Origin of the sequence: Nonomuraea sp. NPDC048882 (assembly GCF_040649755.1) — a bacterium.
Classification (GTDB): domain Bacteria; phylum Actinomycetota; class Actinomycetes; order Streptosporangiales; family Streptosporangiaceae; genus Nonomuraea; species Nonomuraea maheshkhaliensis.
Genome location: NZ_JBEZGB010000046.1, coordinates 1 through 15,797, shown reverse-complemented (window position 1 = coordinate 15,797; position 15,797 = coordinate 1). Strand labels below are relative to the sequence as shown.

At 65.1% G+C, this 15,797-nt stretch carries 14 protein-coding genes and 3 pseudogenes; 4 read left to right on the top strand and 13 right to left on the bottom strand.

Annotated elements, in window-relative coordinates:
- Positions 1-469 precede the first annotated feature (469 nt).
- The 3 genes and pseudogenes from AB0C27_RS56005 to AB0C27_RS55995 all read right to left on the bottom strand — a co-directional run.
- Positions 470-1,525 (bottom strand): MFS transporter, encoded by a 1,056-nt coding sequence (locus AB0C27_RS56005; protein WP_357863581.1) that lies wholly within the window; start codon positions 1,523-1,525, stop codon positions 470-472.
- A gap of 111 nt (positions 1,526-1,636) precedes the next feature.
- Positions 1,637-1,945 (bottom strand): hypothetical protein, encoded by a 309-nt coding sequence (locus AB0C27_RS56000; protein ID WP_357863578.1) that lies wholly within the window; start codon positions 1,943-1,945, stop codon positions 1,637-1,639.
- Between the two features lie 913 nt (positions 1,946-2,858).
- Positions 2,859-3,494 (bottom strand): annotated as a pseudogene (locus AB0C27_RS55995) (LysR substrate-binding domain-containing protein); the annotation flags it as partial.
- 23 nt (positions 3,495-3,517) lie between these two features.
- Between AB0C27_RS55995 and AB0C27_RS55990 the strand changes: the two are divergent.
- A complete protein-coding gene (locus AB0C27_RS55990; RefSeq protein ID WP_357863575.1) occupies positions 3,518-3,640 on the top strand; it encodes a hypothetical protein in 123 nt (40 codons plus the stop codon).
- Between the two features lie 860 nt (positions 3,641-4,500).
- Here the strand turns inward: AB0C27_RS55990 and AB0C27_RS55985 are convergent.
- The 7 genes from AB0C27_RS55985 to AB0C27_RS55955 all read right to left on the bottom strand — a co-directional run bounded on the left by AB0C27_RS55985 (position 4,501) and on the right by AB0C27_RS55955 (position 11,527).
- Positions 4,501-5,313 (bottom strand): acyl-ACP desaturase, encoded by an 813-nt coding sequence (locus AB0C27_RS55985; protein WP_357863572.1) that lies wholly within the window; start codon positions 5,311-5,313, stop codon positions 4,501-4,503.
- The gene (locus AB0C27_RS55980) at positions 5,310-5,558 is read right to left on the bottom strand and encodes an acyl carrier protein (protein ID WP_357863569.1); all 249 of its coding nucleotides are present in this window, start codon (positions 5,556-5,558) and stop codon (positions 5,310-5,312) included. Before AB0C27_RS55980 ends, AB0C27_RS55985 begins: the two co-directional genes overlap by 4 nt.
- Before the next feature lie 13 nt (positions 5,559-5,571).
- Complete coding sequence (locus tag AB0C27_RS55975) at positions 5,572-6,429, bottom strand: cyclopropane-fatty-acyl-phospholipid synthase family protein (protein WP_357863566.1); 858 nt, start codon at positions 6,427-6,429, stop codon at positions 5,572-5,574.
- Complete coding sequence (locus AB0C27_RS55970; protein WP_357863563.1) at positions 6,429-8,105, bottom strand: AMP-binding protein; 1,677 nt, start codon at positions 8,103-8,105, stop codon at positions 6,429-6,431. The genes AB0C27_RS55975 and AB0C27_RS55970 overlap by 1 nt, the downstream gene beginning before the upstream one ends.
- A gap of 423 nt (positions 8,106-8,528) precedes the next feature.
- Complete coding sequence (locus AB0C27_RS55965) at positions 8,529-8,804, bottom strand: hypothetical protein (RefSeq protein WP_357863560.1); 276 nt, start codon at positions 8,802-8,804, stop codon at positions 8,529-8,531.
- 183 nt (positions 8,805-8,987) lie between these two features.
- Positions 8,988-10,943: a RiPP maturation radical SAM C-methyltransferase gene (locus AB0C27_RS55960; protein ID WP_357863557.1), complete on the bottom strand. Its 1,956-nt coding sequence runs from the start codon at positions 10,941-10,943 to the stop codon at positions 8,988-8,990.
- Positions 10,940-11,527 (bottom strand): hypothetical protein, encoded by a 588-nt coding sequence (locus AB0C27_RS55955; protein ID WP_357863555.1) that lies wholly within the window; start codon positions 11,525-11,527, stop codon positions 10,940-10,942. The genes AB0C27_RS55960 and AB0C27_RS55955 overlap by 4 nt, the downstream gene beginning before the upstream one ends.
- Positions 11,528-11,950: 423 nt before the next feature.
- Between AB0C27_RS55955 and AB0C27_RS55950 the strand changes: the two are divergent.
- Positions 11,951-12,951 (top strand): annotated as a pseudogene (locus tag AB0C27_RS55950) (IS701 family transposase).
- Positions 12,952-13,250: 299 nt separating this feature from the next.
- Here the strand turns inward: AB0C27_RS55950 and AB0C27_RS55945 are convergent.
- Both AB0C27_RS55945 and AB0C27_RS55940 read right to left on the bottom strand, forming a co-directional pair.
- Positions 13,251-13,553, bottom strand: coding sequence for a hypothetical protein (locus tag AB0C27_RS55945; RefSeq protein WP_357863552.1), 303 nt, complete (start codon positions 13,551-13,553; stop codon positions 13,251-13,253).
- Positions 13,554-13,718: 165 nt separating this feature from the next.
- Entirely contained in the window at positions 13,719-13,871 is a 153-nt protein-coding gene (locus AB0C27_RS55940; protein WP_357863549.1) for a hypothetical protein, read from the bottom strand.
- A gap of 121 nt (positions 13,872-13,992) precedes the next feature.
- On the opposite strand from AB0C27_RS55940, the pseudogene AB0C27_RS55935 reads away from it, so the two are divergent.
- Positions 13,993-14,357, top strand: a pseudogene (locus AB0C27_RS55935) (transposase family protein); the annotation flags it as partial.
- Here AB0C27_RS55935 and AB0C27_RS55930 read toward each other — a convergent pair.
- Positions 14,252-14,533: a hypothetical protein gene (locus AB0C27_RS55930; RefSeq protein ID WP_357863587.1), complete on the bottom strand. Its 282-nt coding sequence runs from the start codon at positions 14,531-14,533 to the stop codon at positions 14,252-14,254. The pseudogene AB0C27_RS55935 and the gene AB0C27_RS55930 sit on opposite strands and share 106 nt — an antisense overlap.
- Positions 14,534-15,533: 1,000 nt before the next feature.
- Here AB0C27_RS55930 and AB0C27_RS55925 point away from each other — a divergent pair.
- On the top strand, positions 15,534-15,797 hold a 264-nt coding region (locus AB0C27_RS55925; RefSeq protein ID WP_357863584.1), incomplete at its 3' end, for a transposase.

Here is a 15,797-nt window from a genome sequence, read left to right as displayed (position 1 = left end):
CCACGCCCGTAGTCCGACCGGCGGGTCTCCGACCAGCCGACCTAACCCAACCCCACCGATGAAAGGGACATCAACTCGCAGAACGCACTCTCAGAACCACCGCGTTGCTCAAGCCGCCTGAGATGAAAAAGGCTCACTGGTCTTTACCCATAATCGCCATAGACGTGTTCCCTCCTTCCAATCTCGTCGGGTGATCGACCGAAGCTCATGACGAGCCGGCCTGGTCTAGAAGAAATGCTGTGACCGGTCTCGGTGAACCCTCATGGATTCCACCTTTCCTCTTCCGATCCGGGCGGGGCGAACGCCGCCTTCGTTCTCCGGGTCGCCGTCCACTCCCAGGCAGGATAGGCGCCGAGCACTATGCCGGCGACGCCAGCCATGGCGACCGCCATGACGGGTCCCGTCCAGGTGGCCACCACACCGCCAGCGAAAATACCCAGGCCTTGCACGGTGATAAGTCCGGAGGACATCACACCCATCCCTTGCGCACGAGATCCATCGGGAAGAATCTGTACGAACAACGCGCCCACTGCATCTGATAGCAGATCGCGCAGGCGCCGGAAAGGGCAAAGAGAACCGCGGATACGGCCAGGTCAGGCCACAGCGCGCATAATGCCAATGGCGCACCGGCCAGCAGGGCAAGCACCCCCACCGTTCTGTTCCGGACCGACTCAGGAACAAATCTGCCGAATATGAAAGCACCGATCACGCATCCGATCGGATCCGCCGCCATGATCACACCAACAGCCATAGCGGAGCCTTCGTTCAGCGAATCCGCATAAGGAGCCGCGAGCCCTTCAGGCATCACATAGAAGCCCGCCAGCCAACTCAATGCAGCCAGCGACCGTAACCGCGGATCCCGCCACACCATCACCAACCCGAACCCGCCCGCGAGCATCCTACGCCGTCCCTTTCTTCCAGCCGCTGGAGGCCGACGGCGTGTGCCGAACCTGACCAATAGGGCGGATGTCACGAACGTCGCAGCATCGATGGCTAGCCCTACGGTGGAACTGAGCCCTTGAGCGAGCAATCCCCCGCCGAGGAAACCACCGATCTGGGCGCTCTGGATGGTGATCTGCCGGATGGAAAGACCGAGCACGTAGTGGTTTCCGGTCAGGACATCGGCGAGCAGGGACAGCTGTGCGGCCTTGAACGGCCCGCTCAGCGCGGTCATCACAGCCAACAAGACAGCCAACACCGGCAAGGGCATGCCCGGCAGCGCCATTAATGAGACCAGCATCGCACGTAGCAGATCGACAACGAAGATGACCTCGCGGTGAGGATACCGATCGCCAACCCAGCTCAAGGTCACCCCGCCCACCAGGGACGGGAGGTACGTCAATGCGTACGTCAACCCCGTCAAAGCGGCCGAAGCGGTTCGCTGGTAGACCAAGACCGCGATCGACACCCTCGCGGACTGGTCCCCCACTTGGGAGAACGACTCCGCCGACCACAACACCCTGAATTCGGCGACCGCCAGCACCGCACGGAACGTCGCCTTTTCCCCCGATGCAACTGCCTTCACAGCGAACTCCGTCACACCCCAGAAGCGATGTCGGCATAGACTCGCCGACGCGCACGGCAGTCGCGTCGCACCATGCTGTAGACATCTCTCACGGTGCGACGCGCACGCCTGTCACCAGGGCACGGAGAAGCTGTAACGGACACCGACGTACGTGTCCGACCCCGGAAGAACGACCACGGATCGGCCCCGACACGAGACATCGTCGTAGACGGTGATTGGAGCATCGGTACTGTTGGTCACCCGCACGAAACCAGCGCTCACATGGGAACATCCCTCCCGAGGATCGTTGACCACAACAGTCCCCTGCCTGGCATCCCTGAGCACGAGCAGCCCCGCCGCAGCCTGCGCCGGAACAGCGACCGCGCTCACCAACCCAGCGACCGCGGCCGCTACCAGCACGCCCCGCATGATCTTCGACACCCGTCTTCTCCTCCTCGAAGGCGTCAACACCTGACTACGACACAACAATCTGCACCATCGCCCCCTCGTCTCCCTGTCTGCCCGCTGTCCCCGATGGTGGAGCAGGTCACCTTTCACATGAGCCGTGGCATTGAGCACGGTGGTCGCCCGCTCAATCGCCGCGGCTACGTCGCTGCCGCCAGTTGAGGGCGGCCGTAGCTCCCGTCGCGTACCCGCTGCGCTGGTCGCCGATGATTACAACCATCGCCAGGTCCAGCCCCTGGCCGCGTCCTTGAACCAGCAGTCATGCGTCACCCCCCACCGGCCCGATCGGTCAGTTTGGCTCCGGAGGCATGCCTCTCCCGGAGGGCCAGGATGTGCATGACCGCCGGCCTGGGTGGCCGGCTTGTCGCCACCGGCGGATTGCCGAGCAGACCGAGGACCTCGGCCGTGCTCGCCTCCTCCGCGCTGGGGCCTCGTCGTCCAGGACGCATACCCAGGCATCCAGAGGCAGAGCGACGATCGTGATCCGAGCCTGCCGAGTAGTGCATGACCCAGCCGCGCGTGTTCAGCGTGCTAACGAACTGCAGTAACTCGATCGTGGCGCCAGGCCCATCGCAGGTAATGAGGATCCGCTGCCGATACTTCGACGGGACCCGCGCAATCACGGTGGCCCTCGCCTCGAGGTGAAGGGTTACAGTGTTGGAGCCCGGACGCAGCCTGATGGCCAGGCACTCGCTGGTGTTATCGGCCACGCGGTCAACGGATAACAACCAGAAGCTGCCCTTGGGCGTACCGGCGCTGAGGCAGCCGAGGAATTGGGCAGGGCGCCACCCAGGGTCCCGAGAGCTCGGGCTCGTCGCTCCTCATGTGTGCTGGTCGTAGTCGACGCCGTCCACTCCGCAACTTGCCGGCTACAGGGTAGTGGCCATCATCACGTACCGGTCGACGCATGGCTGAGCTGACGCAAGCCTTGGACCACGGCACGGATTGACGGACGTCGAGAGGCGTCTGTCCGCCACACGGCGTAAATATGTCGGACCAGCCGCGGGCGGATCTCGACAAACCGGATACCCTCCGGCACTGGATCACGACCGAGACGAGGACTGATTGCGATGCCCAGGCCAGCGGAGACGAGCGCCTGCTGCGTCTGATGCGCAGCGGCCGTACACGAGACGTCAGGCTCGATACCGTAGGCGCGCAGCGTGTCCCTCAGCCACCCGGTGCATATCCAACCGTCGCTCCAGGTTATCCACGTCTCGCCATCAAGGTCCTCAATATCGACAATGCCTCGGGCCGCGAGAGGGTTCCCCTCAGGAACGGCAACATCCGCCACGTCATCGAGCAACGCGGCTCTCGTCAACGAATCGGGGACACTGGTCGGCTCGTTGAACCAATCCTGCACGATCGCGAGGTCCAAGTCACCGCGGGTCACCCGAGGCAGTGCGACGTGCGGCTCTATCTCTTCCAGCCCAACACGCAACTGCGGATGGTTGAGGCCGAGGTCTCGCATTGCCGGCGCAACGAGGCCGCACGCGGCGGTCGCGAACGTGCCGAGTGTCAATTGGCCAGAAACCGTTCCACGGTAGGATCATGACCCAACCCGAGCACCTGACCAGCAAAGAAACCGCGCACCTAATCCGAATCCTGGACCGCAGCCCCGAACTGCCCGCAACCGCCGCCCACGTCCGCGAGTTCGCTGCCATGATGACCTAACGCCAAGACCAGCGCCTCGACAATGGCTCGCCACCGTCCGCGCTGACCCACTGCCCGCCTTACATTCCTTCGCCTACGGCCTGGAACGCGATCACGACGCGTCCTAGCCGGTCTCACCCTTGCCTACAGCAGCGGCGCTGTCGAGGGCCGAATCTGCAAGATCAAATACCTCAAGCCGCTCATGTTCTGCCGGGCGAACTTCGATCTGCTGCGGAGATGACACCCTACTGAACTAACCGAAGATCACTATCTGTCACGGGATTCCGAAGATCGCGCCAGAGCCCGCAAATGCCCCCGTGCTGCAGACCATCAGCCGCTACACCCGCGCGGCGCGGGCATGCAGGCATTCCAAGAAGCGTACCTGGGCCATTTTCCGTCTGTCATCCCTCTCGTCGTCTTGGCGGCGTACGCGTCGGGTGCACGACCATTGCGGTCCGTTGGTTTCGCTGGGAATAGCCCCGGCGCGGATAAGGAATCTTTTGAGCAGCCGAAAGCGGCCCGGGCGCTGGGCCGCGGCGCTGGAAGTGAGCGACTGTTCCTCAGAGCGCCTTCGATGGGCGACTCCCCTGCTCATCGAGCTCCGTCTGTGCAGGGTGGCCGAGGCCCGGCGCGCGGTCGACGCGCTGCGGCCAGAGCCGCTGAACCCGAGCGCTTGAGCGACCAATCGCCGACGTCGCCGACCGGTAGTCGAATCCGCACGGACCGCAGCCCAGGTCACCGACGACGATACGGCGCGGCCGACAACGCCGGAGGCGTTGGCCAACGTGGCCGAGCACGCGCACGGTGCATCCCGACCAGGGTCGGGATGCACCGTGCGCCGAGCTCGTTGCCGACTAGAACTCGGGAGACCTTCATGGCGCTCATGGCGAGACGTCCTTCTTTGGCGACCACAACCCTCGTTCGCGGCCCGGACCGGGAAGGTCGTGGCGGGTTAGCCCCAGTGCCCGCAGCATCGGCCCGATGACCTCCAGCAGGAACACGCGGCGGTCGATGCCCGCGGTACGCATGACCGCTATCCGCTCGTCATAGCCGGAAAGCAGATCGGCGGCCGGCATCCGGAAGGTACGCAGAACGTGTGCGATATCGGCCAGTGTGCCCTCGCGATCCTCGTCCAGATGCAGGAGGAGCATGCGCTCGTAGAACCGGCTGTGCGCCATCTCGTCACGGGAGATGAATCGGTAGATCTCCGCGAGCACGCTGTCGCCGAGTTTCTGGGCCAGCTCCCGCTGCTTGCGATACACGACGAACGTGGTGCGTTCCTGCAGCGAGCCGTAGACCGTCATCTGACGGCCGTCGTCATAGGGCGGGATCCACTGGCGGGCCAGCACCGACTCGGCGAAGTCATGTAGTTGCCCTTCGGTACGCTGCTGGCTGCGGTGCAGGTATTCGCGTAGCGCCAGAGAGTGTTTGGCCTCCTCATATCCCCAATTGGCGGCGAACCAGGCGCGCCCGTAGTCGCCCCGCATCAGCTCGAGGTGGGCGCGCAAGTAGTCGGGCAGGTACATCTCGACGCCGCAGAAGGTCTCCGCGCACAATGCCAGCCGCTCATCCCGTGGCGACTCTTCGAGCCGTTCCCAGGGCACGTCGTTGAAGATGTTCCAGCGGCGGGTTCGCTCCGCGCGTTCGAAGAACGTCATGAATTCCCGGTGGAAGTCCTCCCTGAGCCTGTTCACCGAGTCACGTCCGGCTCGGGCAGCCGCCGCTCGATCACCGCGCACAGGTCGAAGATGGTCATGACCTGTACGAGTTCCTCGTCGGGAATCCGAATCCCGAGCTGCTCCTCGACCCACGCGATGAGCTCCAGGGCCTGGATCGAGTCGATGCCGAGTTCCTGCAGGTCGTCCGCCCGGGTGAGGCTCGGGAGGTCGCGGCCGGTGACCTCGGATCCGCCCTGCCGTAAGAATTCCATCAGGTCCATGAGGTCCCTTCCTTCAGTCAATGTTGTCGAGCCGGCGCAGCGACCACTGCGCCAAGGAGAGGTAGCGCTGCTCGAAGCCGCGGACGCAGGCGGTCATGTACCTGTCGTAGTCCTCGAACAGGCGATCACCCCATCGATCGCGGATGACCGCCTCGTGCTGTCTCAGCCGGGCTCTCCAGTGCTCGCAGGTGCGCCGGTAGTCGAGCCTTCTGGTGCGTACGTGGAGAATCTCCCAGTACGGCTCGGCCGCCTGGACGATGTCCTCCATCCGCGGCGCGAGCCCGCCGGGAAGCTGGTGCCTGCTCGCCCAACCGATCTCGCGGATGTCCGCCCGATCGCGGGGCGTCCGTACGCGCAGGATGCACTGCAACGCGAAGTGCGCGCCCGGCGAGCTCCACTTCCAGGCGCGCTGGAAGTAGTCGCGGTAGCGCTCGACCGCCTCTCCCTTTCGGGCCTCCTGTGGTGTGCAGACGTGCTCGATCATGCAGATGGACATGATCGCGTCGAACGTCGTGGGCGGCGCGTAGTCCAGGTAGCTCACGCAGCCGACGGTGACGCCGGGGATCCGGCGCGCGAGGATCTCCGCGTGTTGCGCCTCCGACAGCGTGATGCCGTGCACGTCACGCACGCCGCGGTCGACGGCCAGATATTCGAGGTTGGCGCCCCAGCCGCAGCCGATGTCGAGCACCCGGGAGTCGGCGGTCACCTTGCCGTACTCGTACAGGGTGGCGAGCTTGGCGAGCTGGGCCTCTTCCAGGTCGTCGGTCTCGTCGAAGACGGCGCAGGTGTAGTTCATCCGCTCGTCGAGCCACAACCGAAAGAAGTCGTTGCCGACGTCGTAGCTGACCGCGATCTCATCCTTGGTGGACATCAGCGCAGCTCCCCCGCCAGATACCTGCGGCGCGCCTCCTGCCTGCGGGGTTTGCCCGAACTCGTCCGCGGCACCTTACCCGCCCCCACCAGGACGACATCGGACACGGCGACCTGCAAATCACGGACCGCGAGGAGCCCGATCTTCCGGGCGACCTCCGGCGAGCCCTCGTCGCGGCACTCTGCCACGACCACCACCTCCTCGGTCTCGGCGCCCGGCCGCGTGAAGGCGACCACTCCACCGCTCCGGACGCCGGGCACCGTCTCGGCCAGCCATTCGAGTCGTTGCGGATCGACGTTGCGCCCGCGCACAATCAGCAGGTCCTTCTTTCGACCGGTGATGAACAGCGATCCGTCGGCCAGGTAGCCGAGGTCACCGGTACGGAGCCGGCCATCGGGCATGAACGCGGTCTCCGGCTCGCCGTCGTACCCCGCGGCGACAGATGGACCGGCGACCATGACCTCGCCGATCGTCCGCTCAGGCAGGGGCCATCGCTCGTCGTCGACAACCGTGACCTCGTGCCCGGGAAAGGGACGGCCGCACTCCACCACCTCGAACGCGTCCTCGTCGGCTCCGGCCGGCTCGGCATGCCCGTGTTCCTGCAACGGCCCCCGCCGCACTCGGTCGGTACGGAGCCCCTGGCCGGCTCCCCCGAAGGTGACCGCGAGTGTGGACTCCGCCAAGCCGTAGCACGGCAGCAGCACGCAAGGATCCAGGCCGGCTGGGCGGTAGACGGACACGAACGCCCGCAGCACGTCGGCGTTGATCGGTTCGGCCCCGCACCCAAGCACTCTGACCGCCGACAGATTCAGGCCATCGGGCTTCGGCCGCCGCGCGGCCAGAGCGTAGGCGAAGGTGGACGCGAAGGAGATCGTCCCGTGTTCCTCCGACATGAGCCGCATCCACGCACTCGGATCGCGGACGAAAGCTCTGGTCGGCAGGAACACCACCGGCACGCCCACCGTCAACGGCGCCAGCACGAACCCTGCCAAACCCATGTCGTGATGCAACGGCAACCACGTCACCCCGACGTCCCGATCGGGATCGGCCCGCAACCCCTCGATCATGATCGCCCGGCAGTTGGCCCGCAACGACCCCGCGCTCACCACGACCGCCCGCGGCTGCCCCGTGCTCCCGCTGCTGAACTGCAGGTACGCAGTCGCGTTCAGGTCCTTCTCCACCGGCTCGGCAGTGTCGGGCCCCACGACCTCGGCCTCGGCGGCAAGGGCCTCGTACGTCACCGCCCGACTGGGCTTCAACGCGGCCTCCGCCTCCCCTGATAGGCAGACCATCTGTGGCGTGACCGCGGCGAGCAGAGCCGTCATCGTGTCACGCCATGCGTCACGGCGGCCGACAGGCGGCGGAGGAGCGAGCGCCACCGGTACCGCGCCGACCCACAGTGCCCCCAGAAAGGCGGGTACGAACGTCGCCGGATCCTCCTGCACGAGCGCCAACCGATCACCTGCGCCGACGCCCGCGGCCCGAAGCGCGGCCGCCTGCCGGCGAACCGTACCCAGCAGCTCTGCTCGCGACAAGCGCACGCGCTCGCCGCCGGCGAGGAGGTACGTGTGCGCGGGACGGTAGTCTCCCTCGTATTGCACGAGAACAGCGGTAATCGACGGTCCATATAAGCCCACGTAGCCTCCACCGGAAAACTTGGATCGTGTCGCAGCCAACTACGCTATATCGGGGAGGGCTTGCTTTACGCGACAGATTCAAAATTTTCTTGGATGCGACAAGGTCGGCAGACCGAGGACAGAGTCACGAGAGCGGCATGAAAGTTGAGTTCAGAAAGCAGTCGAAGGCTACTGACTGGAAGTGCGCCCTTATAATGGAGCTCACCGGCACCTGATGTAGGCCATCAGCGATCATGCAGATGGCGCCATTCCATTCCCCGCGCAGCCAGACCCGGCAATGCCGCAAAGCAGGTCAAGTGCAAGAGTTGCCAACTTCCACCACACGGCCGTCACATGTCTTAGCGGATGTGCCCCGAATTTCGCTACTTGCCATCCTGCTCACCTGTTTCTCCATCGGCTGTTCAGCAGGTGTTGGACTGCACGCTGATAGGTAGTCCTGCCGGAGACCTGCTTCGGCGACACTCATTCGGTGAGCATGTCAAGCGTTTTCCCAACGGCCCTCAATGCGGCGAGGATGGCCCCAACGTCGAGCGGATCATCAAGGGCGATAGAACGCCGCGCAAAGGCTGAGCGATTCATCGGACAGCAGGAAGAGGGTGGTGCGGTCAGGCGGGCAATGCGAGTGTCAAGGCTGAGATCGTTAATGATCACGTCCAGTTCAGCGGCCGTCGAATCCATGCACTTTCTCTCCTGCAGCCGGTTGCTGGGCAGGTACAAGGTATCGCCCCCAGCGGTCATCGGACCTACGCGATCCTGTCAGGGCCGTCAGGCGTGCGAGCGATCGAGCTCCCCTCCGCGCCTCGTGCAGCTCGGGCGTGATCGGCTGTTTCATACGAGCCCCATCGAAGCCGACCGCGGACGCAGTCGCCGGACGCGATCCAGGCGGGCGCGCCGTCTGGATCTCTGCCAGCCGGGAATCTTTCACCCGGGGACGACGGGGAGCGCCAGGGACAGGGCGAGGGAGCCGTCGAGGAACATGAGGCCACACTGCTGGAACTCGCGAAAGATGTTCTCGACGTCCGCCACCGGCAGCTTCAGCCGGAGATTGTCGCGTACCGCGGACGCGGTCGTCGGGCGGTCGCTGCACGCCAGGTAGATGTCGGCGAGCGTGCCACTGAAGGTGTAGGTCCCCTCGCGGCCCTTGTCCCTGCTGTCGTAGATCTGCAGGAAGCCGGGGGCGGACCAGTATCTCAGGACCGGCGGGCGGCCGGACCTCCAGAGCTTGCTCCACCGGGCGGCCGCCCGCCGCAACTCCTCGTAGGCGCTGTCGGGCAAGGGGTCCTTCAGCTCGTACTCGAAGAAGTAGGCGATGCGGTCCAGGTCCACGTGGGCGGGATAGATGTAGCCGTAGCTACGTTCGGGGGTGCGGTAGCGCAGTGGGAAGCGTTCCGGCTGAGTGTGTAGGGGGCTGAAGCGTTCCAGCCAGATCCGCGTGACGCCGGCTGGAGGACGGAGGTGGGTCAGGTACGGGACGACGGCGGCCTGGTCGGCGTAATCCTGCGGGGTCTCCTCCGGGAACCCGTAGAGGAGGTTCCAGTGCGCCTGGATGCCGTAGTAGTACGACCAGCGCAGAACGTTGACGTTCTGGGCAGCGCGGATGCCCTTGTCCATGAGACGCAGCACGTGGGAGCTCAGTGATTCCAGGCCGGGCTGCAGGTGCCTGACGCCGCCCTGGGCCAGGAGCTTGAGCTGCTGCCTGCTGAGGTTGGCCTTGATCTCGTAGAAGATCTCGTAGTCGGCACCGCTGTCGACGATCGCCGGGAACAGGTCCTTGAGATAGCCCATGTCGAGGATGTTGTCGACGGCCTCGAAGCGGAAGGCCCGGTACGTGCGAGCCTGCCGGGCCAGCTCGTCGAGCACCCGTTCCGCCGACTTGGCGCGAAAGCTCATTGTCGCGCCGTTGAGCCCGCAGAAGGTGCAGTGGTGTTTGGCGCCCCACCAGCAGCCCCGCGCGGACTCGAACGGGATCCACGCCTCGCGGCGTCCGGTGCGCGGCAGCAGGCCGAGCCCTTCGGCGCGGTCGAAGTATTCGCCGTAGTCCGGCGCCGGCAGGTCGTCGAGGCGAGTCAGCGGCGGCGCCGGTGGCGTCGCGACGACCTGGGCGCCGGACCGACGGGCGACACCGGGAACGGCGGCGGGATCGGTCCCGGCTGCCAAGGCGCACAGCAGGCCGGGGAAGGCCGTGTCCCCCTCGCCGATGACGGCAAGGTCCACGCACTCAACCGTGCGGACAAGTTCCAGGCCCATCTCGCCGTCGAAGTTGGCGCCTCCGAACACCGTCACGATGTGCGGATGGCGTTCCTTCAACCGGCGGGCCAGGGCGAACGACGCCGCGCTCTGCTGGAACGTGCAGCTGAACCCCACCACCCGCGCCTCGTGCCAGGGAAAATCGGCGACGAGCGCGTCGAGGAACGCGGGCACCTCCTGGTCGCGAATCCGCAGCAGCCGCTCGCGCAGCCCGTCCGCAGGCCCGAGGCCGTCCGCGGACCCGGCCGAAGACGCGAGGCCGTCTGGAGAGCCTGCCAGATAGACGAGGTCGTCGGCGAACTCCTCTAGCAGGCGACCGTCGCGATCGGGCGCGGCGGCGCCGAAGGCCTCGACCGAGAACAGCCAGTCCCCGACCAGCCGGTTGCGTTGCTCGGCCAGTGCGCGGTAGTGCTGGAAGCCGATCCGGGCCGCGAAGTCGAGGTTCGCGTGCAGGGTGCGTACGGGGAAGCCGTGCGCCTCTCCGATCGCCTTGAGCAGCCCCAGCTGGATCGACGGCCGGTCGACCCCCATGAACGGCATCGACACGAGGACCGCCGGCAAGGTGGCACGCTGCTCGCGCGTCGCCTGGCCGAGCCGTTCGGGACGGACCTCGACGATGGGCAGGCTCACCTCTCGACCATGCCGGGCCAGCGGCCTTCAGCGACCAGCCTGGACGAGCCCGGTTCAGTGACCAGGCCAGGCGTGCCGCCTTCGGTGATGTATCCGGGCGACGGCGCCGGGTCGATCGATCCAGGTCCGTTGGATTCGTGGATCGACCGCGGCGCGTCCTCCAACGCAACGACCTGACCCGGGGTGAAAGCGGAGTCGAACTGCTGCCGAATCGACAGGGCCGGGGCGGCGCCGAGCGCGATGGTCGCCGCCGTGGCGATGCTGGCCGACAGCACCGCCTTCTGCCAGGGGACCGTAGCATGCGGGGCATGGGTCTCAGTGGGGTCGAGGTTCTGTGGGTTCGGCGTCTCGGCCATTGATCGCACCTTCCATAGTGGGGGCGTGCGCGACATTGCCAGGCGGTAAACGGTAGGCGGCCCGGGTTTCGCATCGCCTTCCCCTTGCTGGCGCCGTGCTGTCGGGGCAAGGAGGAGGGCCTTGCCGAGAATGAGGGCCAGCCGGACGTCCTCATCGGAGGGCAGAACAGCCGCTCGTCGCGCCCGCGCCCCGGACACGATGTACAGGCAGCGGTCGCCGACAGCCATACGCGGCAGGGTGCGGTCCAGCCGCAGCTCGCCCGCGTGGACCGGCGGCCGGTCTGGCCGCCGTCAGCCGGGACGCGTCCGGGCTCGGGTGGGGGTAGCCCATCCTGGGCTCGGTCAGGTCGCGGTGGAGGTGGCGGGTCGGCGATGGAGAGCCGCGCTTCGGCTTCCGCGGTCGCCGGTATCACCCTGCCGGTACTACATGCGTAGATCTTGGTATTCGTGGGGAATGCGGAGTGCAGTTGGCGCAGAGTCGGTGAGTGATCTGTTCGCTCACCGACCATCTCGTTATGTCATGGGATACCGAGCTTCGGGCCTGTCCGAGCGGGTCGCGGCCCGCTGTTCAAACGGCCGGAACCCCGTGTCGCCTTCGGCGACCTGGTCCGGGCGTTCCTGAGCCAGGTGCCGCGCAAGAACTCCTGACAGTTGTCGGACCACATCAGCCATCCGAACACCAACCAGTTCGAGCACCTGCTCGCCCGCCCGAAGTGGGATGCCGACCTGCTGCGTGATGAGATCCGGACCTACGTCGTGGAGCATCTGGGGCCCGATGCGGCGCTGATCGCCGACGACACCACAGCCATCAACAAGGGCACGAAATCGGTCGGAGCGGCCCGCCAGTACTGCGGATTGACCGGCCAGGTCGAAACTGCCAGGTGATGCCGATGCTCATCTATGCCTCCGAAGCCGGGCACGCCTTCATCAACCGCCGCCTGTACCTCCCCGAAGGCTGGGCCGATGACCCGGCTCGCCGCGCCGAAACCGGCGTTCCCGACCAGGCCGCCTTCACGACCAAGCCCGCCCTGGTGGCCGCCATGCTGGCCGAGAAACTCACCGCCGCCACCCCGCTTCCGCTACTTCTGCACCGACTCCGCCTACGGCGCGACCCCGACCTGCCGGCCTTCTGCCACCAGAACCAGGTGGGCTTCGTGCTGGCCATCCCGCTGGATGTGCCCTTGATCGACATGCGCGCCCAGGCCGAACCTGCCGGGCACGTCCTGGACCGACTGCTGGCTCACGGTGACTCCTCGATGTGGGAACACCGAGCCTGCGGGGCCGACAGCAAAGGACTGCGCCTGCATGACTGGAGTACGGTCACCGTCAGCGGTCAGGACCCCGCCCCGGGATACACCCACACGCTGCTGATCCGCCGCAGCGCCACTCACCCGGATGAGGTCGAGTACTTCCTCGCCCATGCCCTGCGCGGCACCGCGATCCCCGAGCTCATCTCGGCCGCCGGGATGCGCTGGAAGATCGAGAAAAACAACGAGACCGGCAAAGACCAGCTCGACCTGACCCAGTACCAGGTCCGCAGCTGGACCGGTTGGCACCGGCATGTCACCACCGTCATGCTCGCATCACCTGGCCTTCCTCGCCATCACCCGCGCCCACTTACCCGACGACGCCCCTGCCAGCCACCCCGATGACCCACGCGAGCCCCATAACGATCAGGCCGCGCGCTCAGCACCGCGCGCCCGAACACGACACCTTCTTGATCGGTCCGTCCGTCGCCGAGATCTGCCAGGTACTGGCCCGGCTCCTCATTCCCGCTGCCAACGACGTCGGCCACGTCCTGGCGTGGTCCCGCTTCCGGCGCAAACCAGAACGCTACTCAGCCACCACCGCAACCGCGGCCGCGCCCTTCCAACGAATCTACGAATGTAGTACCCGCGTCGGAGAATGGAAACCGACGACAGACCCGGCCGCACCTCTTTATGCAATAAGCTCAGGTCGCGGTGTCGACAATGTGATCCCACAGAATATCCACGCCCGAAAAATCGCAACAAAAGACTAAACGCGCGCTCATGCCCTCCCAAATCCAGGTGTTATAGGCCTCGCCCGTCGAAAGAGTGAAAACGAAATGGGCCTCATGTGGACCGATGACGTCAACCCTGGTCTCGGGAGGACAATCTTTGCGCGGAACCCAGGACACGGGACGCCTTGCCGAGATCTCATGGGTTGTCGACCCGATATTCCCGACCATTGTCTTTGATTCGGAGAATGTCATCGCGATCGCCGAATCGTCCACAAGAATCCGGAACCTTTCGCCATCAGCGCTATGCTCAAAAGATATCGCGCGACCCTGAAGCTCGAAATCTATCATACCTCTCGGCCTTTCATTTAAATGCTCGCTGAGACTGGCTGGCACGCGGGTGTTCGCGCAGAGCGGGAGTCAGCACTTGTCCTGCGCGATTCACCATGAGCATATGTGATAGCCCACCAGCGCGAGGCCGCAGTCGGGGGCGGCGAGCACGGCCAAGGCGGAATCGTCGTCTATTGGCATGGCCAGCAGCACCAGAGCCTCCATCTCCATCATAGTCTGGATGACCACGCCGCCTTTGGACATCGTGAACACGCTCCCGCCGCACACCCGCTATTTCACCGATGATCGTGGCTAGTCGGTGAGCCCGATCCGGAGGAAATCCCAACGAAAATACCGGCGGTACGCTGTCGGACGAGATGACGCCCGCCGGCACCGCAAGACCATCGGGTCGACATGGCGGCTGCTCAACCCCGGACAGCAAGCCCTGCTCGTGCCGGTCTACCTGCGCAAGGGAGAGACATTCGCTGAACTCGGACCGGGTTCGGAATCTCCACTGCCACCGCGTGGCGATATGCGGAAGAGACCGTGATGCTGCTGTCGGAGCGCTCGCCCAAGCTCGGCCAGGCGCTACGCAAAGCGAAACGGGACGGGCTGCATTACCTGTCCTCGGATGGCACTCTGATTTACACCGAGCGGATCGCCGCTGACCCGCCGTACTTCTCCAGCGAGCATCGCGTGCACAGGATGAACGTGCAGGTCATCGTCTCGCCGGGCGAGACGATCTTGTTCCGCGGTTCCTCCGCCGCGGCGGCCGCGCGCAGGAACTCCACTCGTTCGGGGCCAGGCACGGCGAGGAACGACGGCAACGCCCGGCGCAAAGCCAGCAGCAGAGCGGGTGACCACGACGCGTCAAGCGCGCCGCGCAACAGAGCCGGACCGTCCTCATTCAACAAGGCGAGATTCACCCTCATCGTGGGGCTTGGGTGCGATCGGCAGGAGCGGACGAGCATCGGCTTTCCGTCAGAGACCTCAGCACATTCTGTATACGTGCGGTAGTCGTGGCAATGTCACTGACAGGTGTAATCCTCTCGAGCCAGGACCACCAGAACCACCAAGTGACGTCCCCGGGGCGGCCGTGATCTGCTCACTAAGGGTGCTGGCGTGATTCATGACGAGCAGGCGGGGCGGTTGCGGAGGAGTCATGATGAGACTGGCTTGCAGTCCATGCTGGAGCAGTTGATCTCGCAATTGGGTCAGGTAGCCGGTGGCGGCTGCCCAGATTGTAGGACTGGCGACTTCGGCCATATTCTGATCCTTCAATGAAATATGACCTCCACCAGGGTGGAGGTGGTGGTAATGGGCTAGCTGTATGTCGGTCGCTCGCCGAGCGGACTGAATTTGCAGAGAGGAAGGTCAGTCTTCACATCTCATGAGAGGCTAAGTCGGTGATCGTCGGCCATCCACGTGGCCTTCTGTCGCCGGTTGGCCATTCATCACCGAAGTGATTTTTCTGGCTCGGCCCCGCGCTCTCGGCGCAGTCGCAGCGAACTGAAGACGCTCGCCACCACGAAGCGCGTAAAACCGTAGCCTCATTGCATGAAGAGAATTCGTTTTTCTTGACGCCGAGAGGGTAGATTGTTATCCATTTGCGACACTACTACAGATATTGAAAACCTTCAAGAAATGTGCATGAGCGTTTCCTTTCGCGAAACACCCTTAGCCTCTACGGATGGAAGCAACCTGTATGGTAGTTGCAATGCCCCTCGTTCACCCTTCCTATTGCTGTCGTGCCGGGTTCGCCATCTGGCCGAAGGCGCCACCCAATTCGACACCGCTCGAGCCAAAAGATCTTCTTCTTTGAACTCCGGCGAGAACCGCCTACGACGCCTCGTCACGTACCTACCTCTTCCAGACTTCCGTCAGCTTATGTAGCCGACTGTCCGGAATCTTCTAGGCGCCTCACGGCTGCGAGATGACGCCCGCCGCGGCCGTGAACTGGATCCGGACCAGGCGGTGATCGTCCGGGTGGTCGACTACACCGTGCCCGACCGCAAGGGCGAGCACATCCGCCTCATCACGACCGTCCTCGATCCCGCGGAGGCGACCGCGCAGCAGCTCGCCGCCTGTTACCACAAGCGCTGGGAGGCCGAAACCGGGTTCGCCCAGCTGAAGATCCACCTGCGCGGCCCCGGAAGGATCCTGCGGTCCAAGACCCCGGACCTGGTCCGG